A 26,308-nucleotide genomic window follows, 5' to 3' on the forward strand; every position below is an offset into this window, starting at 1 on the left:
AGCTGTGGAAAATTCAAATGAAATGAATGAAAAGAGGTTGAAAAATTTGAAAAAAAAATAATCCTAGAAAATAGATTTAACAATAACAGCTAATATTTTAGAAATTCCACTTACTAATCTATCATTACTAAATTCATAAAATCATAATATAATCAGACTATCTTACGAACTAAGTTGTAAAAGTCTTAAAAGCCACTAATATTTCTTTGAAGGAGCTTCTAACACATCAAAGTATTTTCTGAAACAGATAGTTTCTCTAGATAGTCTTTCTAAATGAGTTCGTAAGGTTAAATTATACTTTTTGATAATTGTAATATTCTCTTTTCTAGTGTTGTATTGTTTTCCGGGATATGATTTTTTTTTGTTTCTTTTTTACAACTAAATAAAAGAATTGAACGGATTATTATTGTTAGAAGCTTTTTCATACTTGCTACACTGTCTTATTAAAAAATCAATCTTTTTATTTCACTTACATAAGTTTTACTAACCCTAACAATGTCCTTATTTTTCATTCTTATGGTATAGGTTTTATCGTGTTTTTCTATCTCCAGTATTTGTGTGATATTTATAATTGAAGATCGATGAACTCTAACAAATAATGATGGCAAGAGTTTCGCTTGTAACGTTGTTATTCCTAAATTACTTACATAAATTTCTGTATTAGAATAGAGTTTTGAATAATCTCCATAGGCTTCAATCCAAGTAATTTCTTTTACTGCAACAGATACAAGTTTGTTATTCTTTTGGATTAAAATATGCTCTAAAAAAGTATCACTTTCTGAGGTAATATTATTCATGAGATTTAGCATATTATTGCTATTATTATTATTTGTAACTCTCTGTAAAGCTTTATCAAACCGTTCTTTTGTGTAAGGTTTAAGTAAGTAATCTAGTGCATGTATATCGAATGCTTTTAGTGCGTATTGATCGTAAGCTGTGGAAAAGATAATTTGTGGAATTTCATTTAATTTAGATAAAACTTCAAAGCCTGTCAAACCAGGCATTTGAATATCTAAAAACACTAAATCTGGCTTAAAATCTGATATTAATTTGACAGCTTCTAAACCATTTTTAGCTTCTGCCACAATATTGAACTGATTATAATCAATTAGGTATTCTCTAATTAATTGTCTGCTAGACTTTTCATCATCTACAATTACTACATTATACATTAATTGAAAATTTTATAAGTGTTCCTCTTGGATGATTATCTGCGACTATCAGATCTGATTGATACATTTTTTCTAGGCGTAATTTTGTGTTTGTTAACCCAACACCAATGCCAAATATGTTTGACTTGTTTTCAATACCTTTACCGGTATCAGAAATTTCAAACTTAATGAAGTCTTTTTCTTTAGAAATTTTTATGCTAATAGTACCGCCTTCTATTAAATCAGAAATTCCATGCTTTATTGAATTTTCGACTATTGGTTGTATTAGCATAGGTGGAATCAATGTATTTTCAATTTTATAATCAACAGATATTTCAACACTTAATCGTTCACCAAATCTTTCTTTTTCTAAACTTAAGTAGTCTTTTATAAATGTAATCTCATCTTTGAGTGGAACAAAATCTTCTTTTGATGCTTTGGTTTGGTATCTAAATAAACTAGCGAGTTTTGTAATCAGTAATCTTGTATTATCCTGATTCTTTGGTAGAGAAGCGTTAATCGTATTAAAAACATTGAATAAAAAATGTGGATTTAATTGAGCTTTCAGTGCAGACAACTCACTTTTTAATTTGCTCTCTTTTAAATCTGAAGCTAATAAGAGTTGTTTATTATTTTGATGATAGTAATCATATGCATGAAAAAAACTAAACTGAAGTATGTAAAAAAGGCTAGAGATGTAGTAATCCCAAATTTCTAAGAAGCCAGATAATCTACCCCACCCCAAATATTGAGATATTTTGTAGTATAAAAATTTATGACTGACGATAAATAATGGAAATAATACTAAATGAAAAAGAATCTTCTTTGAAGAGGGAATATTTAGAAATATACGGAATATGAGTACCCATATAGGAATAGTAAATAACATTTTTAATAAATAGTCTACTCCACTTGATGAAATATAATTCGAAAAATTCCAGAAAGGAGTTGAGTAGTTCGTATAGGCTTGATTTGTAATCCATATTGTAAAATAGTATACTAGAGAGCTAACTATATAAAACAGAGCAAAAGCAAAACATTCAATTCTAGAAATTCCGAAAGCCTTTTTATTTAGGCTTTTATGTACCAATATTGCATTCAAAAAAGTAAATTTATTTTTAAAAAATCAGGATTCATTTAATTACATTTTATTCCAGTGTTTTTTCGTAAAATTCTCTTACCCATCCTTTTTTTGGTATTGGAACTTCACTTAAAGCTAATCTAACAGCATATTTTGCATGTAATCTGGTTGAATCTAAAATAAGAAGGGGTGAGTTATTGGTGTTTATTATCAATGGTATTTCTGTGCATCCTAATATTACACATTCAGCACCTCTCTTTTTTAAGTCATTTATTGCTTCAATAAATAGTTCAGTCGTTTTAGTATTAAAAACACCCTGACACAGCTCGTTAAATATGGAATCGTTAATTTTTTGTTTTGTAGGTTCATCTGGTGTATTAATAGCAATATTTTTTTTCTGTAAGATATTTGCATATATAGTTCCGTTCATTGTCCATTTAGTTCCTAAAAGTCCAACGTTCTTCCATTTGTTTTTTAATATCTCTTGGCATACAACTTCAGCAATATGCAGCCCAGGTATTGGAAGTTCTCTAATTATTTGTTCTAAAACTATATGGGCAGTATTATCTGGACACAGAAAGTAATCTTCACCACCATTTGCTATTTGATTAACTTCATTTTTTAAATACTTGCCAATTTCCGAGTAACTGTTAGGCTCCCACGCATTCATGCTTAATCCCATAGGGATAGCACTTAATAAAATATTTGGATGCATATGCGATCCCATTAATTTTGCACCTTCTCTACAAGCAGTTATAAAACATAAAGAGCCTCCTTCGTAACTATGCGCACAAATACCGATTTTTTTTGATACCATTATTAATTATGTTTGAACAATAATTTTCTTAAGTCATTGGTTTCTGAAATACTGTTTTATAATTTCTATAATTCCATAATAACAGAAATATATTTGCTAAAACTATTAGACTGTTATAACAGGTGTCCCTCTCATATTTAATGCAATCGATATTAGAAATATGTTAATAGTCACAGGCATCATTAATACAGCCGAAGCTACTGTTGTCCTATTGAACCATATTAAAATACCAATCAAAATTTGGAAGTAGCCAATGAAATTCCAGTAAAATCCTGTCTGCTCCATAGCATAAAAATAGGCTCCTACTGGATTGTCTGTGCTTGATAAAATTGTGAATTGTACTTCAGGTAATTTTCTAATGCCAGATATTATAAATGCGAATCCCATTATTAGCTTTGTAAAAATATAAAGCATTTTAAAAATCTTCTGTTTTTTAATGTTTTCAATTATCACCATATTTTACTTTTATTATTCCATTTTCAACTGACACATTTTCAAATAGAATAATTCTAAAACTACATTACTCGTGTTTAAGTTAAGTTCGATATTTAGATTGCTCTCTTTTTTTATAAAGATTACTAGATAACACGATTAAATTTAAAAAATTAGTCAAAGTAAAGGGGTGAAATATATAGGTTATTTGTTGAGTTTCAATTATTTTACAGTAGAGTTAAATAATTTCTATATGAAATAAGATATGAGGCATATTTCTATTTATAACAGAGCATAAATTGACTTTTCAATTTTAATAATGTAACTAAAAAAACAGTTTCTGGTTACTTTAATATATACTCCTTAAAGTTATTAAGACCAGTTTTCAGCCATAGATAATAGTATTCTGAATTAGGTTCGTAAGCACTGGTTGTATTTAATAGTTCCATATTAGTATTTAATAATGCATAAAAAGGCTGTGAATTATTATGAAAGTTGGTAGTTTGTAAAGCTGTCCACTTATCACCATAGGTTTTAATATTTTTTACAGTGCCATTTGCTCTTAAATAGTTAAACTGAGAATCTTTAGGAAGTTCTTTCTGATTGTCATCAACATAAAGTGAAATAATAATGTAATCTTGCTTTAAGATTTTATAAATTTTTGATTTACTCCAAACTTGTTCTTCCATCTTTCTACAGTTAACACAAGTCCACCCTGTGAAGTCTAATAAAATTGGTTTATTTTCTGCTTTAGCGACTGTAATACCTTCGTTTAAGTCTTTATAACAATTTAAATTAAGAGGGTATTCAGATGTCTTATCGTATAGAGTATAAAATATTGGCGGTGGAAAACCACTTAAAAGTTTTAGGTTGGCATATTTTGTGTTTGTTAATCCTGGAATTAAATAAATTACAAATACTATAACTACAATACCAGTGAAAATTCTACCGTTGCTTAGTTTTTTTGTATAGTTATCATGAGGAAACTTGATTTTCCAAAATAAATATAGCATTAAACCTATTCCAACAATTATCCAAAGTCCAATAAAAACCTCTCGTTTTAATAATCCCCAATGTTCAACTAAATCTGCATTTGATAGAAACTTGAGAGCTAGGGCCAATTCTATAAAGCCTAAAACAACTTTTACTGTTTGTAACCAACCTCCAGATTTAGGTAACGATTTTAGCCATTTTGGAAACATAGCAAATAATGTAAAAGGTAATGCTAATGCCAGTCCAAAACCACTCATTCCCATTGTTAATTGAATTGTACCACCGTCTGCCGTTAAAGAACTTCCTAAAAGAGTTCCCAGAATTGGGCCTGTACATGAAAATGACACTATAGTCAGAGTTAATGCCATAAAAAAGACACCTATAAAACCACCTATTTTATCTGCTTTATGATCCATTTTAGCACTCCAAGAATGTGGTAGGGTTAACTCATAATAACCAAAAAAAGAGAATGCAAATACAACAAAAATCACAAAAAATAATAGATTTAAGGTCACATTAGTAGAGATATTATTTAAAATTCCAGGGTCTAAAGAGTCTAATAAATGAAATGGAACACTTAGTAAAGTATAAATAATGAATATAAAAAAACCATAGAGCAAAGAGTTAAACAATCCTTTTTTAGAATTACTTGAACTTTTTGTAAAAAAAGACACAGTTAAAGGAATCATTGGAAAAACACAAGGTGTTAGTAATGCTATGAGTCCTCCTAAAAAACCTAAAAAGAAAATACTGAGGTTGCTTTTTTCTTCAACAGTATGCTTCTTATATTTATTCCAGCCTGTAATGTTAAGCTCTAGCTCATCGGATAGTTTTTTACTTTTCTCATCAATAGCTATTTCTTTAGATTCTATTGTTGAACCATCTAATGATAAATCAAACACGAAATCTCCTGGAACACACTTGGTATTATCACAAGTTTGATATTCTACAAAAACTTTTATTTGTTTTGTGTTAGAGTTTAGTGTAGTTATCTTCTGTTTAAACAGAACTTCACCCTTAAATTTTACTACATTTTGTTTAAAAATTTTATCAAAAATAGGTTCTTTATTAGGCTCAATAGTGATACCATTTAATTTATAGTTTTGCTCTTGGTTATTAAATTTAAAAATTGTTTTTGGTATAAAATTATCGCTTGATTTTTGAGAATATATGTACCATCCTTCAGCAACAATAGCCTTGAAGGTAATATTGTAATCTGCATCAGAGACTTTTTCAACCTCTGATATCCATTTAACAGGTTCCAGAATTTGTGAATTTGCTGAATGGATAACCCCAGTAAACATTAATACTAGGCTTATTAAACATCTATTAAACATATCTTTATTTTTAAGTTGTGGATGATTTTTAATTGAAAAGGGTGAGTATTTTTAAAAGTTAAAAACAGCGTTTAATTTAGCTTCTAATTTTTCTGCTTTTGCATCTTCATCGATAGCAATAATTTTACCTTCTTTATCAAACAGTATAACTTTTGGCAATGAACTTACTTCCATTTTTATAGCTTGAGAAGCTTTGAAACCTTCTGTTAAAATTGTATTCTTCCAGGGAAGACTGTATCTATTCTTCCTAAATGATTTTACGAGTTCATCATTTTTATCTAAAGAAATACTAACTACTTCAAAACCTTTGTCTTTATACTTATTGTGTAATATTTCAATATTTGGTATTTCCTTTACACATGGCCCGCACCATGTTGCCCAGAAGTCTAAAAGAACAGTCTTACCTTTTAAGCTCTCTTTTGTTATGGTAAGGTTAGAATTATCAAAATCTTGAAAATTGAAGTCTGGGATCTCCTTATTTAAAACAATTCTTCTATCTGAATCATCAATATGAAAAGTATTGTCTGCTACATTTTTATTAATTTCTATTTTAGAAATTACATCTTCCCGTAAATATGCAGACTCTGGTATAGATCTGGTTATTTTTTTTGCAATCATATAACCATCAATATTTTCGTAATCTTCAAAAGTTTCGGTTTGCCAACCATAACCTGTTTTGGTTTCTTTAGAAACTAATAGAGTATTAACTTTATTAAATAAGTATACGCTATGATTAACCGTATCTGTTAATTTATAAAAATTTTCAAAACCGATTAATGTATCTGAGAGCACCAGGTTTTTCACATCGTTTTTAAGCTCAAAAACAGGGGATTTGTAAATTGGTTTGCTTGCTATATCTGTAAAGCCCTTACTATTCTCATTGTAGTTGATAATAATATTTTTTTCTGGTGAGTAAAATTCTGTCGAGCTTAGTTTTCCTTTGTTAAAGAGATCATTTCTTTGATGATATGGAAATTTATAGTATTGTTTATAGTCAATATCAGCTACTAAATTCCCGCTAATTTTAGTAACTCTTTTTAACTCTTTAACAGTTAAATTTACATTGTTCCATTGATCACCATTTGAAGTTTTTTCAATGTTTAATGCTAATAGCTCTGTGGCATTTTTAGGTATCTCGTTATTATTGCATCCATAGGCAAAAATCGTTAAGCATATAATTACTATTTTTTTCATAAGTACTGATTTTAAAATATTTAACACTGTAAATATGAAAAGTATAATATCTTTATTGATTTAGAAACAGTTGAATTAACCCTATAAACTGATGAACTGACCTAAAAAACCTTTCTAGAGTTTTGTTTTATGAAAATCTAACGTGATTTAAAAATAAATAGAATAGTATGACAGAAGTTGAAAGTTTGATTTATCAGTCTGATGGTACTCAAAGAGCAATAATGTTATTTTTCCACCATATGCTTATAAATGATTATGACTTAAATGATAAAATAACTTATAAAAATCCCTGTTATTATAAGAATAGTTGGATTTGTTATTTAAAACCTTTGAAAAATAAACTAGTGGAAGTTACTTTCATGAGGGGGAATGAGCTATCAAATAATCAAGGGCTTCTAAAAAGTAATGGAAGAAAACAATTAAAAGGCATTATGGTTTCTAATATAAAGGATATTCCATTAAATGCGTTTAGAGAAATCTTAAACGAAGCAATATTGTTAGATGAAACAAAACCATATAAATCTAAAAGAAAATAGAGTACTGCGTAATAATTATATCTATTTCAATATTAATTCATAATAAATTAAGCCATTATCAGATGCTGGTTTTTCAATTATATTAAGTTCTATAAGAATGTCTGTTGTTTGTGTATAAATAATATGATACCACCAAATAAAAAATTCTTCAAAAGACACTTCTTCATTGAAATTTAGTTCTTTGTATACTTCTTCAAAATATCTTTTATGCTTGTTTAATATTTTAATGAGATCTGTTAAGAATAATTTAGGCATTTCATTGACAATTATGTTAAAATCGTTTTTACTAAATGAATGAACTAACTTATTTTTATAGTCTTTCCATCCTACATTTAAATCGTTTCTTGTATTACCATAAGCAGCTACAACAATAGAATCATTGCTAACTAGTATTTGATTTCCATAAATACCAAAAGACTCAAACTTGCTATTTTTTTCTTTTTCTTGAATGGATAAATAATACCTACTACCATTTCTTAACGGACGTTGTTCCTTTAAAAAATCTCTTTCTACATTAGCTATTTGCACATTATCTAACAACACATTACTTATATAGAAAAGCGATAAATCTTGGAAACTGTAAGATTTTGAAGCGGTGGTTTTATTGTGTAATTTTTTTATTTCTAGAAGTTGACTTTCGATACCATTTGCTATTTCTTGCGATATAGCCTTACACTTCTCGTTTAATAGTTTGCCTCGCTCTAATGTTAAAATACCCAATTTAGGAATCAGTATTCCATCATCATTTTTAATTAATCCATTCTTTGTTAATGCGTCAATGTTCTCTTTAGTTAATTTATCGTTCCAATTAAGTTTACTTGCTATTTTTTGAACAGGTATTTTGTAGTGTAAAGCCGTTAAAAAAATATGTATACTATCTTTTGCAAGACTAATTTTAGGGTTATTATTTCCTCTAGATATTTGTTTTATTTCAAAATCTGAATTTAAAATCTCATCAATTGATTTTGTTTGCTTGGAGCAACTGCTTAATGATAATATGGCTATTATTAGAGTGAAAAGCACCTCATTCTTGTATATATTTATTAGTAGTTTCTTTCCATTTTTTTATAGACTTTGCTGTTGAAGCTTTGTTTTTCCTAGTAAAGTTGAGTAACGTTCTGTTAAATTTTTTAGGCTCATCTTTAAAGATTTTATGTCCAGAATTTTTAAAATATGCATACTTTGCATTAGGATGGTTTGCCTTAAATACTTCTGGCTTTTTATCTCCCCAAGTTAAGTCTTGTTTTCCTTCAAAAATTAATGTAGGAATAGGGCAGTTTTTAAATGCACCTCTAAAATCTAAATGCCTCATACTTTTGCTTACATCTCTATTAAAACTTCTATCATTAGTCCATTCATACAGAACACTTCTTATCATTTCCTCTTTTGTAGGCTTATAAAAGTTTTGGCGTTTCCAATCACCATTTAGTGCGACATTGTATAAATATGCTTGTACATTAAGTTTACCGTTTCGCTTGTCTTCAAGAGCTTTTTGAGTAATAGCATCCATTCTTTCTTTTTCCTGCGTACTTATATATTTTTGTTGCTGACTTTTAAATTTTTCGCTTTTAAATACAGGATGCGAACTGCACAAGAGTAATGCAAGAATATTTTCCGGATATTTAATTGCATAATACTGTGCTAACGCCCCGCCGTAAGAGTAACCAAAAACGATCCATTTTGATATTTTTAGCTTTATGCGAAGTCTCTCTAAATCTTCAACAGCTTGTTTTATGGTATAACCAGATTCTGGATTAAAATCTGAAAGTCCGGTACCGCGTTGATCGTAATAAATTATCTTATGTCTTTCTTTAAGTTTAGAAAACCATGGGTGAAAATAATGATGTGTACCTCCAGGACCACCATTAATTAAAATAATTGGAATTCCTTCACCTTCAATTTCAGTGTACAATTTTGTGCCACCGATGTCTACATGACTCTTATTCAATGAAGTAATATTATCGCATAATCGAGGAAGTGATGGTATACTATTGTAAATACTGTCTTCTATGTAAATAACATTATCTAAAACAGTTTCCTTTTTTAGATTTTGAGATAACAGTACTTGAAACGGTATTGTTAAATAAATCAATATCTTTAATTTGCGAATAGATCTCTTCATCAAATAAATTTTACCTATTAATTATTTAGAGGAATAACCTTCCCATTTTTCATAACAAACTTGCATTGCTCTAGTAGTTTCGAATCTTTACTTAAATCACCTTTTACAGCTATAATATCTGCAGTATATTTTTCTTTTAAAACACCAAATTTGTTTCTTGGTGTGTTAACAAGAAATGCAGCATTTTTTGTTGCATATTGTAATACTTTTTCTAGAGGAATACCTGCTTCTAACCACGCATACATAGATTTTTTAGCACTTTCTCCTCTTGAATGTGATATTTTGGAATAAAAATCTGAACCAAATGCTAATTTCACGTTGCTCTTGTAAAGTTTCATAAGGCTACTTTGTTGTCTTTTGGCACTTCTTTCTATTATTCCTTTTCTACGAGTAGAATCGCTCATTCCGCTTTTTAAAAACATTTCATTGGATATTTCCTTATTAGAATATGTAGGAATAAGTGTTATACCTTTTTGTTTTATAAAGTTTAAAGTACTATCTCTCATTATATAAGCATGTTCAATACTACATACACCTGCTTTTGCGGCATTCCAGATAGCTCTATCTGTTATAGCGTGTGCTGTTACTTTTTTATCATGTCGTTTTGCCTCTTGTACAATTACTGCAAGTTCTTCTAAACTTAAAGTTGTTTTGTTTGGAATATTATCTGCATGAACTTTAATAAGATCTACACGCATAAGCACATGATCTCTAACGGCTGCAATGGCTTCTTGTTTGTCATTAATAATTTGATAGTCTTTATGAGCTATGTCTTTACTATATGAAAACGATAATCCATATGCTTGTCCGCCTGTTGCTGCAATTCCTGGACCAGAGACAAACATTCTGGATCCTACTATTAACTCATTATCAATAGCGTTACGTAAATCTACATCAGCATATAAGCCTGAATTACCCAAATCTCTAATTGTTGTAAAACCTTCATGCAAATATGATTTTGCTCTTGAAGCTCCTTCTAATGCTCTATAAGCATCACTTTTAGTAATAACATTTTTAGCTACTGTTTCACCAAAACCAAAGTAATTTGGGTGTAACTCTTCTTCTATCAATACATGCGTGTGCGCATCAATTAGTCCTGGTAATAATGTGGCTTCACCTAAATCTATAACCTTTGTTTTGCTTGCATCATAACTCAACTTGTTTCCAATAGCTTTAATTTTATTTTGTTGGACTAAAACCTCAATATAACCCCCAAATTCCCCTTTATCACTATCATAATGATAGTTTGCTTTTAAAAGGGTGTTTTGGGTATTAAGAGTAAAACCAATAAATAAAATATATAGAGTAAAATATTTCATAAATTTTAGTTAGTTGTATCTATTGTTATTGTGGTTTTTAATTAATCATCAATTAATTCATTTAATTTGATTATTTCTAGTCCAGAATTATAATCCATCATATTTTCTATAGCTGCAATATGACCAGCACCAAGTAAAACCATGATTCGTTCATCTTTTGGCTCTATATATTTTAAGATAAAGCCATACATGTTTAGATTTCTGCGAAGCCATTCAGAAGCAGTAAAAATTCCAATATTATTGTCTAATTTTCCTACTTTAGACATACTTGATAAATACAGGCTTAAATTTGCCTTTTTATTTTCTTTAGTATTTAAAAAAATAAGTATCTCTTTCAAGGATTTCTTCTCAGCTACTAACTTGTTGTATTGCTTTGCAAAATGTTGAAGTTTAATTTGTATTTCATTCATCAAACCCATTTGATTTTCTTGCTGAATCACTTTTACAATACTATCAAAAGGGAATTGAGTTCCATGAAAATCAACTCCGTAAACTCTCTTATGGTTCAATGATTTTGCGATGCGAAAACCTAATTGATAAATTTCATTTCGTTTATTATCGCCCCAATTACTTGTTTTATACAACTGATAAAGTGAATCCAATTTAGGTTGATAGTCTATTACTCTTTCTACGAATATCTTATCTGGATTAAATTTTTTGATTTTGGATGCAATTTCTTCGAGCTCCTTTTGGTACTGATTCGACAAAATATCAGGTTCATTAGTTTGTACTACATCATTTCCTTTTTGTCCATAGTTTGCCCAGTGAGAGACGCCAATTAAAAGTGTTTTAATTGGTTTATTACTTTGATGCCCTTTTACTTTCGTTCTCTGTTTTTCATTAGCTCTTATAGTAGATTCACCTGATTGAGTGGCTTTAATCGTCGATTTGCCTAGTTGTTTAGATCTTACAGTTGATTTTTCAGTTTGAGTGGCTTTAATTATTGATTTGTTTTCTTGGGCTCGTGCGCTAAAAACAAATAATATAGTTAGGGAAAGCACAATAAGATATTTCATAATTTTCATAAATAAATTAATAGTAAAACTATATAGTTGTGTTTTGATTACATAAAGTTTAATCACCAACTTAAATTATTCAAACATCAAAAGTCATTAGAGAAGCTTTAATCCAACACATAAACATATAAGTTCTAAAGAATGGGCTTAAAAGATTCTACGAGAAAAATCCATTGAATAATTGTGACTATAATAGCGCTTGAAGTAATCCAGTTATAATTATCACCTACACTAAATAGGTAGATAGCTAAAAAAAGTAAAAAACCAGAGATTATTAGCATTTTTGAATTCTGTTTTTGCCAAGTGTTGATTTTGAAATGTATGCCATTTTTAATTTCTAATCTAATCCACGCTACAATACATACTATTGATAAAAGTGCTGTTAATACAAGTATCCATATCGGAAATTCCCAATGCAATCCTTGTCCTTGAATGGTTGTGTCTTTTGATTGTAAAAACCCCATTACAACCAAGTAAAGGACTAATAAGTGCCACAATAATATCGTTATGTAAGAGTAAATTCTTGCTTTGACTCTGAAAGCAGAATACAAAAGAGAAACTGCTAAAGTAAGTCCTAAAACAAAAATCCAATAAGGACCATTTGCGCCTTCACCAGAAACGTTTAATATACCCCAATAATACTTATCAGGTTTACCAATAATTCTCACCAATGGTAACCATGTAAAAAGAGATGTTATTATTGACCAAATGATAATTCCTTTGAATAAATAAAATTGTATGTTTAATAATTTAGGTTTCATAAAATCTAGATTCTTACAATAACTATTTTACACACATCTTAATTTGTCTTTTACTAATATTTTACTTCTGTACAGTAATTTATGTGGTATACTCAAATATATTTTTTTTTAGTCAATACTCAATAAGCTTTAATCATCAACTCAGATATTACATAGACAAACTCAAATATTTAATTTATAAAGTCAGTAGGGTGTGTGAAGTCTTTTTATATTTCACTATAATCCAAAATTATCTGGTCAAGAAAATGTGAGTACTATATTATCCTAATGTAACATTTTGAGTTTAAGTTAGTCCTTGATAGTAGAGACTTGTTATTTCAGTTTATCTCTAAAAAGGACGACTCATCTTTTAAAAAAGGCCACTCGACTTATTTTATTTGCTGAAAAAATTGATGTAGATTATTTTCGGATTTTAATTTAACCAAGTAAATGATTACTTAACCAAAAATTTAACTGATAGGATCTTATTTTACTTGTATTTGTAATTAATTTTAATTTTTAAAATGAGTCTTTTTTGTAGCTGCTTCATTTTAGGCTCAAGCTAGATATTTTTTAATGTTAAAAACTCTTTTGAAATTGACAGAAAATTCTTTTTTAGCAGGATTATTGTTTGGCCCTAAGCTACTCTTTTTGATTTTAGGAATACTTCATTCTATCAAAGGAAAAACTTTAGAATTAGCGTTAATCTGTTTTATATTATTCACTTCGTATTTCTACCCATACAATGACTATAGTTTCATTGATACCTTTATAGGAAATTTACTTTTTGCTGATTATAGACAAGTACTTGTACTCCCATTATTCTATATTTATTTACAAAAATGCACGTCAAAGATTGTATCTCTAAAAACTAAAAGCAAACCTTATTATGTTATACTAGTACCTTCATTAATTGTTTTATCCTATATGATACTAAAGAATTTTATGGCTAAACAAAGTATGCCTCTTTTCATTAGTTATATTTTCTTGTTTACATGTTTAATATTGATAACATTTTTTATAATTAAGTGTTTTCAATTATTAAATAAACTTAAAGATAAAGTCATTAAAAAGAAGTTTAAAAGATATAGGTATACTACTTATTTAATTTCAGGTTATTATATTTCTCTGGCACTCATTTTATTAACCCCTTTAATACTAAACTTAAATAATTTGATATTAGATTATAAAAACGCAAGAGGGATTAATCCTAATGTGTTTATGTGTGTTACCTTGATAGGTGATTTTTGTATCCTGTTATTTATGATATTAGAATTAGATAGTTTGAAGAAATACTTTTTAGGGGCTAAAATTAAAAATGAATTATATTCCATTGCAGATGATAGGAAAATGCAAGAAATAATCAGAGACTTAATAAGTCAAAAGAAATTTCTTGAAGCTGATTACGATATAAAAGAAACACTTATTAATGAAAATTTAAAGTATCATACGTTGAATTTATTCTTAAAAAGAGAGTACAACTGTACTGGGTTTAAACAATTTTTGAATTCTTTAAAAGTAAAAGAATTTAAAAGTAAATTATTGTCCAAAGAAGCCAAAAATTTTGATATAATTGGTATAGCACTAGAATCTGGTTTTCAATCTAAAGCTGCTTTTTATAGAAATTTTAAAAGAGAAGTTGGTATGACACCAACAGAATATCTCGAAAAAATCAAGAAATCTATTTAAATAGTAACTATACGTACTATGTGAAAATTACCTTGTTTCATTTTTGAAAAGTGAGACAAACTTTGTTGGCTATAGCTATCATTTAAGCATTCTTCTCTGTACATTTCAACATTATTACTTAAAAATGCAAAAGGTTGTTTTTTTAAGTAAAACGTTATTAATAAATCATTTAAAAAATGTTTAAATTAAAGGAATACAAAACCCGATTTTTATTTAGATTTGGTAAAAGTCTAATACCTATAAAAATTGAAAATATCGCCTATTTTTTTAGGGATGAAATTGTTTTCGCTAGAACTATAGATGGCAATTCTTATCCTTTAGATGAGTCTTTAAATGAACTCCAAAAGCAAATTAATCCAAACGATTTTGTAAGAGTAAACAGACAACTTTTACTAAATGCGGACTCGATTTCAAAGCTCACTCCATACAAACCCGGGCAATTAGAAATTCAATTAATTCCAGAATTTCATAAACCTATCTATTTAAGTCATGAGCGCTCAAAATGCTTAAGAGAATTTTTGAATGAATAATAAATAAACTAATATGAAATTATCTCGAATACTTTTGGCATTAAACCTACTAATAACATTAGGCTTGTGTTTTGCTTTACTTAATAATAAACTAACTAAACCAGATTTTTCTAATGAAATTATTAAAGTAAGAGGCCTAGTTGTAGTTGGCTCTTCTGGTGTTGAAAGAGTTATTATTGGTTCACCATTACCAGACCCAACAATTCATGGTTATAGAATTTCTCGTGGTGAAAATGCATCTATTTCTGGAATTATGTTATACGATTCTGAAGGACAAGAGAGAGGTGGATACGTAACTGACAATAGTTATGGAAACGTTTTTTTGACACTTGATTCTAAAACACAACAAAATGCGCTATTTATAGCAGACCCTCTAGGAGGTGGTGCTATGCAAATATGGGGAAGAAATGGTAATAAAATTAGTCTCGCAGTGGGGGATGAAGATATCTACATGGACTTTATTAAGAATAACAAAGCATTAAAAATTAGGACAGATGAAAAAGAATAGAATAACACTACTATTTGTTATATTATTTGTTGTTCTATTAGGTTGCAATGATAATCATAACTTAAGTGATCAAAATCTTACGGGGATCAATACGCTCTCTTATACAGATGTTGTTTTTTATTCTGAAAAAGATACTGTTTTAGTATCAACCTATTCAGGAAGAATTTCTAAAAGAATAAAAAATCAGGATGATGAGAAGTTAGTTATACAACTCAATGATGAAGTTTATAGCCTTCAATTTTTAAAGAGTAAGAATGCTGTGATTGCAAGTACATTAAATTCAGGTGTATTAATTATAGATGTCTCTTCTGGTTTAATTAGTAAACAGTTAAAAACTAATAAAAATGCTTGGATAAACTCAATAAAATTATCTAATGATGATTCCTATTTATTAGGATTTGATACTAAAGGCAATAACTATATCTGGGATTTAAATAACGGTTATCAAAAGCTTGATTTAACTAAGGCGCTAGCTAAAAGCTACATTCGACATTCAGATAAGTTTGGGGCATTATATTTTCAAAAATCGAATAAATATGTCAAATGGAATATAAATAATAGAAAAATAGAAAAAGAATACAGTGTGGATGGTAAACTCACAGATATTGATGACAATGGAGATTTATTATTACTAAATTTTAATGAGTTTCAAATATTTGGTTTAGAAAGCGATTCAATTATTTATAAGAGAAAGCATCCTTACTACATCTATAAATTTCAAAATGGAGATACATTACACGACCCATACCATCTAAAACTTACAGATGCACTATTTGGTAAAAGTAAAATTTACACTTCTAGTTTAGATCAATCCATAAGAGTTTGGAATAAAACAGACGGCAGACTAATAGACGAATGGTACACACATAATGGAACAATAAGTGCTTTAGACATCGCAGATAACCAAAAACAAATGGTTTCGGTTGATTTAAAGGGTAAAATTAAATTTTGGAATCTAGATTAATACTAAGCATACAATGTCAAAGAAGAAAATTTACTTAATCTTAATTCTAAACTTAATATTTACACTATATTCTTTCGGACAAAACTCGGTCATTAAGATTAAAGGATTAATAGATGACAATTTGTATCTAAAGGCAGAAATGAGTTTTATAGCTAAAGGTATAGAAAGTGATTCACTTTACGTATTTCCTTTTTCTGGCGGTAAAGATAGTTTAGGAAATCCAATCATTAAGATTTCGAGTATAAAAGTCAATGCTGTAAATACTAGTAAGAAAGTTAAAAATTCTAAAATAGAACTTTATAACGTTCGTAATAACGATAATATTACCATTACTTATGAATTCAATTTAAATGATATATTCGATTGGAGAAAATCATTTGGATATATTCTTTTTCCCTCTTCTTCTTCTGACAATTCCTGGTATCCTGATATTTATATAAATGGTGATAGAAATTATTACAAAAATTTTGAAGTTAAACTCACTTATCCTAAAAAACTTGCTATTCTTACTTCAGGATATAAAACAAATACTGTCCGTAAAAAATCACAAAAAACATCTGCTTTTAAAGTAGAAGATATTCGCTATTTTGCATTAAATGCAGGGTGGGATTTCGTAGTAAATTCTATTAAAACAAATAAAACTGAAATTTTTTATTTCTGCCCAAAAGACTTAACAGATGTTTTTTCAAATGTTGCACAAACTGCAAGTAATATTATAGCATGGTATGAGTCTGTATATGGTTTTTTCCCATTAAAGCATGTAGGTATAGTAATAGGGCACAAAAAATGGCAAGGAGGCTTTCCTACAGAAAATGTGTTTTACATACATCAAGGAAATTTAGATACTTCTTTTTTACAATGGATCACGTCTCATGAATTAGGGCACTATTATTGGGGGTATCATGTAAAATCAGATGGGTTAAGTCCATTAATGTTGTCTAGCGGTATCTGGATAGATCATCTTTATTTATCTGAAGCATATAAATTATCATTAGAAGACACTTGGAATTCTGGAGCCTATAGAGCAGGTATGATGGAGAGGTATTTAGAAACGTATCTTTCTAATGTTGAACAGCAAGTAGGTTTACCAGCAGAACAGTATAAAAAACTAAATTTTGATTACAATAGTAATATTTCTCATGGAAAGGCTTCTGTTGGCATGTACTTAATATCAAGGGAAATAGGTTTTAAGAATTTTCTAAATATTCAAAAAGACATCTTAAAAAAGTATCAAGGCAAACAACTATCTACACAAAATTTTATCGATTACTGTACACAAAATGGACACCCTTTTGTAAAACACTTTATGAAACAATGGAATAATGATAATGCTATTATTGAATATGAACTAAAAAATATCAAAAAACTTAATAAAAACAATGGATGGGAATATTCATTTAGTATTGTAAAACGAGGAAGTGTTGATTATCCTATTGAAATTGAAGTTGAAGACAAAAGTGGTAATGTCTATCTGCATAAAACCCAAGGTAATAGTAAAAAAGAAATAGTTAAAGGTATAAGCAATTCTGAACCTCTTTCTTTTAATTTAGATCCAAAAGGTGCTGTTCCTATGTGGAATAGTTCTCATCCAGCCATTCAGCTTAATTACATACGTGCTTTAAAAAGAGCTGGACATACGCAAGTTGCTAACGAGCTCGCTATGTCTTACTTGAAAAAATATCCCAAGAGTAAAAGGGCAAAAAGAATTATAGACTAATTAACAAAGCAATATAAACTAATGACTATGATTACTCTTCAAAAAAGATTTATCACTTTCTCAAAAAAAATAATTAACAAGTTAAAACCTGTAAACATGAAAAATCGATTTACAAAAGTCTTAATTGTCATTTTTATGTTAATGTCATTTATGAACTATGCGCAAGAAAATGAGAAGTATAGAACTGTAAAAAAAACAGATAAAAATGGTTATCAGTATGAAATAGTAACAAATGATCCGACTAGTACACGTCATTATACCCTCAACAACGGACTTAAAGTGTATTTGGCTCAAAATTTTGATGAACCTCGAGTGTATTCCATCATATCTGTTAAAGCTGGTTCAGCTTTTGAGCCTGCTGACAATACTGGTTTAGCGCATTACTTAGAACATATCATGTTTAATGGAAATAGTAAAATAGGTGCTCTTGATTGGGAAAATGAGAGTAAAATACTAAAGCAAATAGAAGAGTTATTCGAACAGAAAAAACTTGCTAAAAATTCTTCCGAGAAAAAAAGTATTTATAAAAAAATTGATAGTCTTTCATTCGAAGCATCAAAAATTTCATCAGGGTTAGAGTATAGAAATTTATTAAAACAATTAGGTGTAGTAATACCAAATGGAATTACTAATGTTGATCATACAATATATACCAGTTTAGTACCTGCTACAGCTATGGAGAAATTTCTAAATCTTGAAGCAGAAAGGTTTAGCCATATGGTGCCAAGGTCATTCAATAGTGAATTACAAATAGTATACGAGGAATTCAATAAGGAGATGGATGACATTTGGGAAAAAAAATATTATGCGATTACGGAAAAGATATTTGAAAAGCATCCTTATGGTCAGCAGAGAGTTATAGGTACATCAGAACATTTAAGAAATCCCTCTATTAAAGCTATTAAGGAATATTTCAACAAGTACTATGTACCAAACAACATGTCTATTACTTTAGTAGGTGATCTAGACTTTGACAACACCATACTATTGATTGATAAAACTTTAGGGCAATTAAAACCTAAAAAACTTGAAAGACCAAAGCTTCCAATAGAAGATGATATAAATGATATTAGAAAGCTAGAATTTACGGATGAAAATGATGCCTCAGTTTATATAGCATTTAGATACAAGGATGCAAATTCTATTGATGAAAAATATGTAACAATCATCGATTTAATGTTAGCAAATGGAAGTGCTGGTTTTTTTGATACTGAATTAAAATCTAAACAACGTGTAAAAGATGCTAAATCGTACATTATTAAAAATAGAGATTACGGAATTCATCTTTTAGACGGCTATCCAAAACAAAACCAAACATTAAAAGAAGTTGAGAATTTATTAATTGACCAAATAGATAAAATTAAAAATGGTGATTTTGAAGATTGGTTATTAGATGCAATCGTAAATCGAATGAAAATAGATGCGAATAAGGACATTGCAACTTCAAGATCATTAGCAAGTGTCATTTTTACAGACTACATTCAAGATAGAAAGTGGGAAGATCGGATATCATATATAACAGAAATACAAAAAATCACAAAACATGATATTATTGATTTTGCCAATAAATTTTATAACAACTATGTTGTGTTGTACAAACATAAAGGAAAATCAAAACCTGCAGCAAAAGTTGAAAAACAAACCATTACACCTTTATTTGAAAACGGTGACAAAAAATCTGACTTTGCAAACAATATAGAAGCCATACAGGCTGAAAAAATTGTGCCTGAATTTTTAGATTTTAATAAATATATCACAAAAAAGAACTTAAAAAATGACATAGATTTATTTCACGTTGAAAACAAGAAAAACTCAAACTTTGAGTTGCATTTTATATATAATGTAGGTTCTAAAAATATAAGAAAACTTCCATTAGCTATTGATTATATTAAAAAATTAGGTACTAAAGAATTTTCAAAAACTACCCTAAGTAATGAACTATTTAAAAATGGTTTAAAAATTAACTTTTCAGTAAATGCTAAGAAAGTTTATATTTCAATATCTGGAATAGAAGAAAATTTATCTAAAGGTATAGAATTAGCCAGCCACATTCTTTTAGGTATTAAATCTGACAAAAACGTATTCAAGGAATTCATCCAAGGTACAAACAAACAAAGAATTCAAAATAAAAATGATTTAAGATTTATTAATTATAATTTAAGGAATTATGCTCTATATTCTAAAAAATATTTAGAATATAAAACCTTAAAAAGTGATGATATATTAAATTTAGAGGAGGAGGAGCTCATAAAAACTTTTAAAGATATAGTAGGCTACAAACTTGACGTATTTTATTATGGAGATAATATAACAGCATTAGAGTCTTTGCTGAAAAAAGATTTAGACAATTTTACTTCTTCAAAGAATATAAAGATCAATAAAGATGATAAAGTAAAGGTCCCAACCAAAAACTTGGTTTACCTAGTTCATAAAGACGGCTTAAAACAAGCAAATATTTCCTTTGTATCCAGAACCAATAAATTCAAAAAAGAGAATTTACCTTTAAATAACCTCTTAAATTGGTATTTATCTAATACATTTGAGAAAGAAATTAGGGAAAAAAGAGCGCTATTTTATAGTGGTTATGCATACATTGATGAAGCAACATCAAAAAAGGACTACGATCATGTAGCCGCTATTGCTGCAACTCAAGTAGAAAAACTGCCAAATACCCTTAATGCTATTTTTGAATATTTAAACAACTTACCATTCAATGAAGCAGATTTTAATATTACAAAAGTAGATTTACTTAAACGATTTGAAGCCTCAAGAACTAACGGGCCAAGTATATTCTGGACATATTTAGACCTCAAGGAAAAAGAAATTACTAACGATATAAATGAATACAAGTATAATACAATTAAATCCATTACACTAAAAGATTTGATAGAGTATTACAATACATTAAGAAATAATCCAAAATCCATTCTAATTGTAGCTGATAAAAATAAAATAGATATAAATGAACTTTCAAAATTTGGAAAAGTAGTAGAATTAACTACCAGTGAAATTTTTAGATACTAAAAGATTTGATATTATATTTATTAGTGGATTTTCTCTTATTAGGTAGTTTTACTTTCTTAATTAATACTCAAAAGCAATAAGTCTATTTAGTCGCAAAAAGTCAATTTGAGACTAGTTTTTTTATTAAAGTAGTTTCTGAAAATTGTAAAATGTTACTTTCGTTAGTACATATATCAACTAAAATTTATGAAGCACTTTTATTTATTAGCATTTCTATTTGTCATAAGCTCATGTCACTAAAAAACCAAAAATAGTACTATAGGGACAAAATACTCCATTAGAATAGCTATTGGGCAATTATTAGAGTATAAATATTTTAACAATGAAGACGCTACCTTAGAAATTGTAATTGGTACAAAGCCTAAAGCTAAAGAGATTGATTTTGTTAAATCTTTAAAAATTAAACTAACTTATTTAGACGAATTAACAAATGAATTCATAACAATTTAAAAAGATAATTTACTCTAATCCTCATAAATTGGACTACTGTGAGACTACTAAAAGTTTCTTTGCAACCAAATATAGACAAAACTTAAGTTTGACGAAAATGGAAACTTTGTCAAGCTCTTTAGATAAAAGGGTTGCTAATTAAATGAAGCTGACCAACCTTTAGTTGAGCTAAATCACAAAATCATTTTAAATTTATTTTTGAAAATACTTAAAATCCCGCAAAGTCATTGGTGGTAAGGCTTTACAAAATCACATTGAGCATATACTTGAGCTCAAACTAAAAAATCCTTGAGTATCTATATGATATTCAAGGATTTATGGAGTTTTAAAAGTGGTCCCACATGGACTCGAACCATGGACCACCTGATTATGAGTCAGGTGCTCTAACCAACTGAGCTATAGGACCCATAAAAGTGGGTGCAAATTTAAGATTAATTTTAACTTAAATGCAAACTTTTTTTAATAATTATACAGTTCGTTTCATTAACCACATACCAAAAGCTTTCAGTTTCTGTTTATTCTCATTAGAAATATCCATTTTTGATAATGTATCAAAGGCTTTTTGAGTATAATCTTCAATTTCTTTTGTAATTAAAAAAGGAATATTATTCATCTTAAAAATTCGAGTTACATCTATGATTTTAAGTGTATTCTCTTTTAATTTTTTTCTATAATAATACTTAAGCTTATTAACGGTTTCAGTATCTGCCACTTTAAGAGTTTTTAAATACAAAAAGGTTTTTTTATTCTCTATGATATCGCCTCCAATTTGTTTTCCAAAAGTTTCTGAATCACCAAAAGTGTCTAAATAATCATCTTGTAATTGAAATGCAAGACCTAAATTTAATCCGAAATCATAAATCAGGTTTGCATTTTCTTCATTAGTTTCTGCTACAATAGCTCCCATTTTAAGAGCTGCTGCAACTAATACTGATGTTTTTAAACAAATCATATTAATATATTCTTCAATAGTAACATCATTTCTGGTTTCAAAATCAACATCTAATTGTTGCCCATCACAAACTTCTAAAGCTGTTTTACTGAATAGTTTTGCTAATTTCTGAAATATTTTTGCCTCATAATTCTCAAAATATTGATAAGCTAAAATCAACATAGCATCACCAGAAAGTATTCCTGTATTAATATCCCACTTTTCATGAACTGTTGCTTTACCTCTTCGTAAAGGAGCATCATCCATAATATCATCATGCACCAAAGTAAAATTATGAAATACTTCTATTGATAATGCAGCTGGTAGGGCTTTTTTAAAATCATTCGAAAAAATATCTGCTGCCATTAACGTTAATACAGGTCTAATCCTCTTTCCTCCTATTTGTAAAATATAATCTACGGGTTCGTAAAGATTTTTTGGTTCTTGAATCCAGTTTTTAGACGTTAAGTATTGTAAAAACTCTTGTTGATAATGTAAAATATCCAAATCTCTAAATTTTATGTAAAAATAATGTAAAGAAATTTTACTTTTTAAATGAAATGTTAAAAAATCATTAAAACTTTGGAAACTATTTTTGTTTCTAAAGTTTCCTATTGTATTTTTGTACAATATTTATGAGAGAAAAAATTATTGAAAAATCAAATGAATTGTTTTTAAACCTTGGGTTTAAGAGCGTAACTATGGATGAAATTGCCAATTCTTTAGGTGTTTCTAAAAAAACAATTTATAAGTATTTTAAGAATAAGACTGATTTAGTAGACGCAGTAACCGATTATACTTTCAATATTATTTCAAATGGAATTGATAAAATATGTGCTCTAAAAGAAAACCCTATTGATGAGCTTTTTGACATCAAACAATTTGTTATGACGCACTTAAAAGATGAAAAATCTTCTCCTCAATATCAGCTACAGAAATACTATCCAAAAATTTATGCATCACTTAAACAAAAACAATTTGAAGTAATGCAAGATTGTGTTATAGAAAACCTAAAATACGGAATTGAGTTAAGCATTTATAGAGATAATATAGATGTTGAGTTCATTTCGCGTATTTATTTTAATGGTCTTATAGGCATTAAAGATAAAGACATGTTTCCACTTAAAAATTACTCAATGAAAACTTTAATGAATTATTATTATGAGTATCATTTAAGAGGTATTTGTACAGAAAAAGGCATACAACAACTAGAAAAACAATTAAATAATAACCAATAATAAATGAAGAAATATATTTACATCATTTCTTTTTTAGCTTTTACAATATCATTAAAAGCACAAGAAAAAACGATAGAACTTTCTTTAAATGATGCTATAAAATATGCACTAGAGAATAGTTATAATACAAAAGCTGCTCAAAATGATATTAAAGTAGCCAAAGAAACAGTTTGGGAAACTACCACAATTGGGTTACCTCAAATTAATGGAGCTGTAGATTATCAAAACTTTTTAAAACAACCCATAAGTGTTGCAGATATTAATGGTGATGGAGTAGATGAAGAGTTTATTTTTGGCACTAAACAAAATATAAATGCATCTTTTACATTGTCTCAATTACTTTTTGATGGCTCTTATTTAGTTGGTTTACAAGCTTCTAAAACTTTTTTAAAGATATCTGAACAAGCTAAAGAAAAAACAGAATTACTAACTAGAGAAGCAGTTATTAATGCTTATGGTAATATTTTGGTTGCTGAAAAAAGTATCGAAATTTTAAAAAGAAATAATACTGTTAATGATAGAATTCTTAAAGGTGCTAGAGTTGGTTATGAAAATGGATTAGCAGAGCAAGAAGACGTAGAACAATTTGAGATTATTAAAGGAAACATTGAGAGTAACATAAGAGCTACTGAAAGATTAAAAGTAATTGCTTACAAAATGCTAAATATTGCTTTAGGTAACCCTATTGATACTAAATTAATATTATCTGATACTTTAGAGTCTTTAGTGCTAGCCAATACCGATTTAGATTTATTAGTAATAGATTTTAATCTCGATAATCATATCGATTTTAAAATTGCTGAAAATGATAGAGAAACAAAACGCTTGATGATGCAACTTGAAAAGAGTAAAAATTTACCAAGTTTAAGTGCTTTTATTAATTATGGAACACAAGCTTTTTCAAATAATTTCTCTTTTTTTGATAGTAATCAAAGATGGTTTCAATCATCATTATTGGGCGTAAGTTTAAATGTACCTATTTTTAGCAGTTTTGGTAGAAAAGCTAAAATAGCTCAAACAAAAATTGATTTAGAAACTGCTGATATTCGTTTAGAAGAAACAAAACAAAAATTAAGTTTAGCTGCTCAAAGTGCAAAAAGTGATTATCAATTAAGTATAGATAATTACGAAACTGCTCAAAAAAATCTAAATCTTGCTGAAAGAATTGAAAAAAAACAGCAAATAAAATTCGACGAAGGAATTACTACAAGTTTCGATTTGCTTCAAGCACAAAATCAATTATACACACAACAAAATAGCTACATACAAGCAATGTTAAACATCATTGCTAAAAAAGCAACATTAGAAAACGCATTAAATATTCCAATAAAATAACCAAATCAGCAATGAGAAATATATATATATTATTACTAGGAACCTTAATTTTATCTTCTTGTGGAGATAAAAAACAACAATCTTTAGATGCTGTTATCGCTACACAAGATTTATCACAAATACGAGCAAAAAAAGATGAATTAAATGCAAAGCAAACTGAAATCTCAAATCAAATTAAAAAACTGAATGATGAGATTGCCAAATTAGACACCAATAAAAAAGTGCCTCAAGTTTCTACTTTTAGTGTTAAAGAAGAAAATTTTAACCACTATTTAGAATTACAAGGAAATGTACAAACTAAGAAAAATGTTATAATTTCTCCAGAAATGAATGGTATTTTAACTGCCATTTACGTAAAAGAGGGGCAATCAGTTAGAAAAGGGCAAGCTTTGGCAAAAATAGATGATAATGGTCTATCTAATCAATTAGCACAACTAAAAGTACAAGCTGAATTAGCAAAAACTACGTATGAACGTCAAAAAAGAGTTTGGGATCAAAAAATAGGTTCTGAAATTCAATTTTTACAAGCTAAAGCAAATTATGAAGCACAGAAAAATGCAGTTACTCAATTAGAAAAAACACTAGCAAAAACAAATATTACTGCACCTTTTTCTGGTGTTATAGATGATATCATTATAGAACAAGGTAATCTTGTTTCTCCAGGTATGGGTGTTTTTAGAATTGTGAATTTAGGTAACATGTATATAGAAACTGATGTACCAGAAAGCTATATTACATCAGTAAATAAAGGAAAAAATGTAGAAGTTGAATTTCCTATTTTGGGTAAGAAGATGCAATCTACAATTAGGCAAGCAGGTAATTTTATCAACCCAGCAAATAGAACTTTTAAGATTGAAGTTTTAGTACCAAATAAAGATGGTAATATAAAACCAAACTTAACTGCTAAACTAAAAATTAACGATTATTCAAACGAATCTGCAATCTTAATTCCACAAAGCATTATATCAGAGAATGCAAAAGGAGAACAATATGTTTTTGTGGTAAAGAACATCAACAATAAAATAGGAACAGCAGAGAAAGCATTCATTAAAACTGGTAAAACACAAGGAGATGTTATTGAGGTTTTATCAGGTTTATCTAAAGGATTAGAAGTAGTAAAAGAAGGTGCAAGAAGTGTAAAAGATAAACAAGAAGTAGAAATTTTAACTTCTAAAATCTAAACT

The 26,308-nt window shown here is 28.3% G+C and carries 22 protein-coding genes, 1 tRNA gene and 1 pseudogene; 10 read left to right on the plus strand and 14 right to left on the minus strand.

What is annotated here, in order from left to right:
* Positions 1–195: 195 nt before the first annotated feature.
* From BTO18_RS18185 to BTO18_RS12045, 7 genes and pseudogenes are all read right to left on the minus strand, one after another.
* Positions 196–342 (minus strand): annotated as a pseudogene (locus tag BTO18_RS18185) (IS1 family transposase); the annotation flags it as partial.
* A 101-nt stretch (positions 343–443) separates the two neighbouring features.
* Positions 444–1,172, minus strand: coding sequence for a LytR/AlgR family response regulator transcription factor (locus tag BTO18_RS12020; RefSeq protein ID WP_105016456.1), 729 nt, complete (start codon positions 1,170–1,172; stop codon positions 444–446).
* Entirely contained in the window at positions 1,165–2,253 is a 1,089-nt protein-coding gene (locus BTO18_RS12025) for a sensor histidine kinase (protein WP_105016457.1), read from the minus strand. Before BTO18_RS12025 ends, BTO18_RS12020 begins: the two co-directional genes overlap by 8 nt.
* A gap of 46 nt (positions 2,254–2,299) precedes the next feature.
* Positions 2,300–3,049 carry an aspartate/glutamate racemase family protein gene (locus tag BTO18_RS12030; protein ID WP_105016458.1) on the minus strand — a complete coding sequence of 250 codons (750 nt, stop codon included), beginning with the start codon at positions 3,047–3,049 and terminating at the stop codon, positions 2,300–2,302.
* Between the two features lie 105 nt (positions 3,050–3,154).
* Positions 3,155–3,505 carry a hypothetical protein gene (locus BTO18_RS17875; RefSeq protein WP_105016459.1) on the minus strand — a complete coding sequence of 117 codons (351 nt, stop codon included), beginning with the start codon at positions 3,503–3,505 and terminating at the stop codon, positions 3,155–3,157.
* Positions 3,506–3,825: 320 nt separating this feature from the next.
* Positions 3,826–5,811 carry a protein-disulfide reductase DsbD family protein gene (locus tag BTO18_RS12040; protein ID WP_105016460.1) on the minus strand — a complete coding sequence of 662 codons (1,986 nt, stop codon included), beginning with the start codon at positions 5,809–5,811 and terminating at the stop codon, positions 3,826–3,828.
* Between the two features lie 51 nt (positions 5,812–5,862).
* On the minus strand, positions 5,863–7,005 hold the full coding sequence (locus tag BTO18_RS12045) for a TlpA family protein disulfide reductase (protein WP_105016461.1): 1,143 nt from the start codon (positions 7,003–7,005) through the stop codon (positions 5,863–5,865).
* A 167-nt stretch (positions 7,006–7,172) separates the two neighbouring features.
* On the opposite strand from BTO18_RS12045, the gene BTO18_RS12050 reads away from it, so the two are divergent.
* Positions 7,173–7,541 (plus strand): DUF1801 domain-containing protein, encoded by a 369-nt coding sequence (locus tag BTO18_RS12050; RefSeq protein ID WP_105016462.1) that lies wholly within the window; start codon positions 7,173–7,175, stop codon positions 7,539–7,541.
* Between the two features lie 21 nt (positions 7,542–7,562).
* Here BTO18_RS12050 and BTO18_RS12055 read toward each other — a convergent pair whose 3' ends face one another.
* From BTO18_RS12055 to BTO18_RS12075, 5 genes are all read right to left on the minus strand, one after another.
* Positions 7,563–8,564, minus strand: a complete 1,002-nt coding sequence (locus BTO18_RS12055; RefSeq protein ID WP_105016463.1) for a hypothetical protein — start codon at positions 8,562–8,564, stop codon at positions 7,563–7,565.
* 1 nt (position 8,565) lies between these two features.
* Positions 8,566–9,663: an alpha/beta fold hydrolase gene (locus BTO18_RS12060; RefSeq protein WP_105016464.1), complete on the minus strand. Its 1,098-nt coding sequence runs from the start codon at positions 9,661–9,663 to the stop codon at positions 8,566–8,568.
* 17 nt (positions 9,664–9,680) lie between these two features.
* Positions 9,681–10,982, minus strand: coding sequence for an amidohydrolase family protein (locus BTO18_RS12065; protein ID WP_105016465.1), 1,302 nt, complete (start codon positions 10,980–10,982; stop codon positions 9,681–9,683).
* A gap of 41 nt (positions 10,983–11,023) precedes the next feature.
* Entirely contained in the window at positions 11,024–11,998 is a 975-nt protein-coding gene (locus BTO18_RS12070; RefSeq protein WP_146106926.1) for a DUF5694 domain-containing protein, read from the minus strand.
* A gap of 134 nt (positions 11,999–12,132) precedes the next feature.
* Complete coding sequence (locus BTO18_RS12075) at positions 12,133–12,759, minus strand: hypothetical protein (protein WP_105016467.1); 627 nt, start codon at positions 12,757–12,759, stop codon at positions 12,133–12,135.
* A 1,242-nt stretch (positions 12,760–14,001) separates the two neighbouring features.
* Between BTO18_RS12075 and BTO18_RS17680 the strand changes: the two genes are divergently transcribed.
* The 6 genes from BTO18_RS17680 (at position 14,002) to BTO18_RS12105 (ending at position 21,170) form a co-directional block, all read left to right on the plus strand.
* Positions 14,002–14,427 (plus strand): helix-turn-helix domain-containing protein, encoded by a 426-nt coding sequence (locus BTO18_RS17680; RefSeq protein ID WP_211295602.1) that lies wholly within the window; start codon positions 14,002–14,004, stop codon positions 14,425–14,427.
* Between the two features lie 176 nt (positions 14,428–14,603).
* The gene (locus BTO18_RS12085) at positions 14,604–14,957 is read left to right on the plus strand and encodes a LytTR family transcriptional regulator DNA-binding domain-containing protein (RefSeq protein WP_105016469.1); all 354 of its coding nucleotides are present in this window, start codon (positions 14,604–14,606) and stop codon (positions 14,955–14,957) included.
* A 13-nt stretch (positions 14,958–14,970) separates the two neighbouring features.
* Positions 14,971–15,465 carry a hypothetical protein gene (locus BTO18_RS12090; protein ID WP_105016470.1) on the plus strand — a complete coding sequence of 165 codons (495 nt, stop codon included), beginning with the start codon at positions 14,971–14,973 and terminating at the stop codon, positions 15,463–15,465.
* Positions 15,452–16,429, plus strand: a complete 978-nt coding sequence (locus BTO18_RS12095; RefSeq protein WP_105016471.1) for a WD40 repeat domain-containing protein — start codon at positions 15,452–15,454, stop codon at positions 16,427–16,429. Before BTO18_RS12090 ends, BTO18_RS12095 begins: the two co-directional genes overlap by 14 nt.
* A gap of 13 nt (positions 16,430–16,442) precedes the next feature.
* Positions 16,443–18,146, plus strand: a complete 1,704-nt coding sequence (locus BTO18_RS12100; protein WP_146106928.1) for a gluzincin family metallopeptidase — start codon at positions 16,443–16,445, stop codon at positions 18,144–18,146.
* A 96-nt stretch (positions 18,147–18,242) separates the two neighbouring features.
* Complete coding sequence (locus BTO18_RS12105) at positions 18,243–21,170, plus strand: M16 family metallopeptidase (RefSeq protein ID WP_170063270.1); 2,928 nt, start codon at positions 18,243–18,245, stop codon at positions 21,168–21,170.
* Positions 21,171–21,952: 782 nt separating this feature from the next.
* Here BTO18_RS12105 and BTO18_RS12110 read toward each other — a convergent pair.
* Positions 21,953–22,026, minus strand: a tRNA-Ile gene (locus BTO18_RS12110).
* A gap of 60 nt (positions 22,027–22,086) precedes the next feature.
* A complete protein-coding gene (locus BTO18_RS12115; protein ID WP_105017568.1) occupies positions 22,087–23,058 on the minus strand; it encodes a polyprenyl synthetase family protein in 972 nt (323 codons plus the stop codon).
* Between the two features lie 128 nt (positions 23,059–23,186).
* Here BTO18_RS12115 and BTO18_RS12120 point away from each other — a divergent pair, with 128 nt between their 5' ends.
* Genes BTO18_RS12120 through BTO18_RS12130 form a run of 3 tightly spaced genes read left to right on the plus strand, consistent with a single transcriptional unit; the run spans position 23,187 to position 26,305 of the window.
* Complete coding sequence (locus BTO18_RS12120) at positions 23,187–23,789, plus strand: TetR/AcrR family transcriptional regulator (RefSeq protein WP_105016474.1); 603 nt, start codon at positions 23,187–23,189, stop codon at positions 23,787–23,789.
* Between the two features lie 3 nt (positions 23,790–23,792).
* A complete protein-coding gene (locus BTO18_RS12125; RefSeq protein WP_105016475.1) occupies positions 23,793–25,124 on the plus strand; it encodes a TolC family protein in 1,332 nt (443 codons plus the stop codon).
* An 11-nt stretch (positions 25,125–25,135) separates the two neighbouring features.
* Positions 25,136–26,305 carry an efflux RND transporter periplasmic adaptor subunit gene (locus BTO18_RS12130; RefSeq protein WP_105016476.1) on the plus strand — a complete coding sequence of 390 codons (1,170 nt, stop codon included), beginning with the start codon at positions 25,136–25,138 and terminating at the stop codon, positions 26,303–26,305.
* Positions 26,306–26,308 lie beyond the last annotated feature (3 nt).

Source organism: Polaribacter porphyrae, assembly GCF_002954685.1.
Taxonomy (GTDB): domain Bacteria; phylum Bacteroidota; class Bacteroidia; order Flavobacteriales; family Flavobacteriaceae; genus Polaribacter; species Polaribacter porphyrae.

Bases quoted from the DNA above. Each gene is read 5' to 3' on its own strand.
- BTO18_RS12045 (WP_105016461.1), bottom strand. From the start codon at position 7,005: ATGAAAAAAATAGTAATTATATGCTTAACGATTTTTGCCTATGGATGC.
- BTO18_RS12095 (WP_105016471.1), top strand. From the start codon at position 15,452: ATGAAAAAGAATAGAATAACACTACTATTTGTTATATTATTTGTTGTT.
- BTO18_RS12105 (WP_170063270.1), top strand. From the start codon at position 18,243: ATGAAAAATCGATTTACAAAAGTCTTAATTGTCATTTTTATGTTAATG.
- BTO18_RS12075 (WP_105016467.1), bottom strand. From the start codon at position 12,759: ATGAAACCTAAATTATTAAACATACAATTTTATTTATTCAAAGGAATT.
- BTO18_RS12090 (WP_105016470.1), top strand. From the start codon at position 14,971: ATGAAATTATCTCGAATACTTTTGGCATTAAACCTACTAATAACATTA.
- BTO18_RS12120 (WP_105016474.1), top strand. From the start codon at position 23,187: ATGAGAGAAAAAATTATTGAAAAATCAAATGAATTGTTTTTAAACCTT.
- BTO18_RS12125 (WP_105016475.1), top strand. From the start codon at position 23,793: ATGAAGAAATATATTTACATCATTTCTTTTTTAGCTTTTACAATATCA.
- BTO18_RS12040 (WP_105016460.1), bottom strand. From the start codon at position 5,811: ATGTTTAATAGATGTTTAATAAGCCTAGTATTAATGTTTACTGGGGTT.
- BTO18_RS12050 (WP_105016462.1), top strand. From the start codon at position 7,173: ATGACAGAAGTTGAAAGTTTGATTTATCAGTCTGATGGTACTCAAAGA.
- BTO18_RS12070 (WP_146106926.1), bottom strand. From the start codon at position 11,998: ATGAAATATCTTATTGTGCTTTCCCTAACTATATTATTTGTTTTTAGC.
- BTO18_RS12065 (WP_105016465.1), bottom strand. From the start codon at position 10,982: ATGAAATATTTTACTCTATATATTTTATTTATTGGTTTTACTCTTAAT.
- BTO18_RS12020 (WP_105016456.1), bottom strand. From the start codon at position 1,172: ATGTATAATGTAGTAATTGTAGATGATGAAAAGTCTAGCAGACAATTA.
- BTO18_RS12130 (WP_105016476.1), top strand. From the start codon at position 25,136: ATGAGAAATATATATATATTATTACTAGGAACCTTAATTTTATCTTCT.
- BTO18_RS12085 (WP_105016469.1), top strand. From the start codon at position 14,604: ATGTTTAAATTAAAGGAATACAAAACCCGATTTTTATTTAGATTTGGT.
- BTO18_RS12030 (WP_105016458.1), bottom strand. From the start codon at position 3,049: ATGGTATCAAAAAAAATCGGTATTTGTGCGCATAGTTACGAAGGAGGC.
- BTO18_RS17680 (WP_211295602.1), top strand. From the start codon at position 14,002: ATGATATTAGAATTAGATAGTTTGAAGAAATACTTTTTAGGGGCTAAA.
- BTO18_RS12060 (WP_105016464.1), bottom strand. From the start codon at position 9,663: ATGAAGAGATCTATTCGCAAATTAAAGATATTGATTTATTTAACAATA.
- BTO18_RS12100 (WP_146106928.1), top strand. From the start codon at position 16,443: ATGTCAAAGAAGAAAATTTACTTAATCTTAATTCTAAACTTAATATTT.
- BTO18_RS17875 (WP_105016459.1), bottom strand. From the start codon at position 3,505: ATGGTGATAATTGAAAACATTAAAAAACAGAAGATTTTTAAAATGCTT.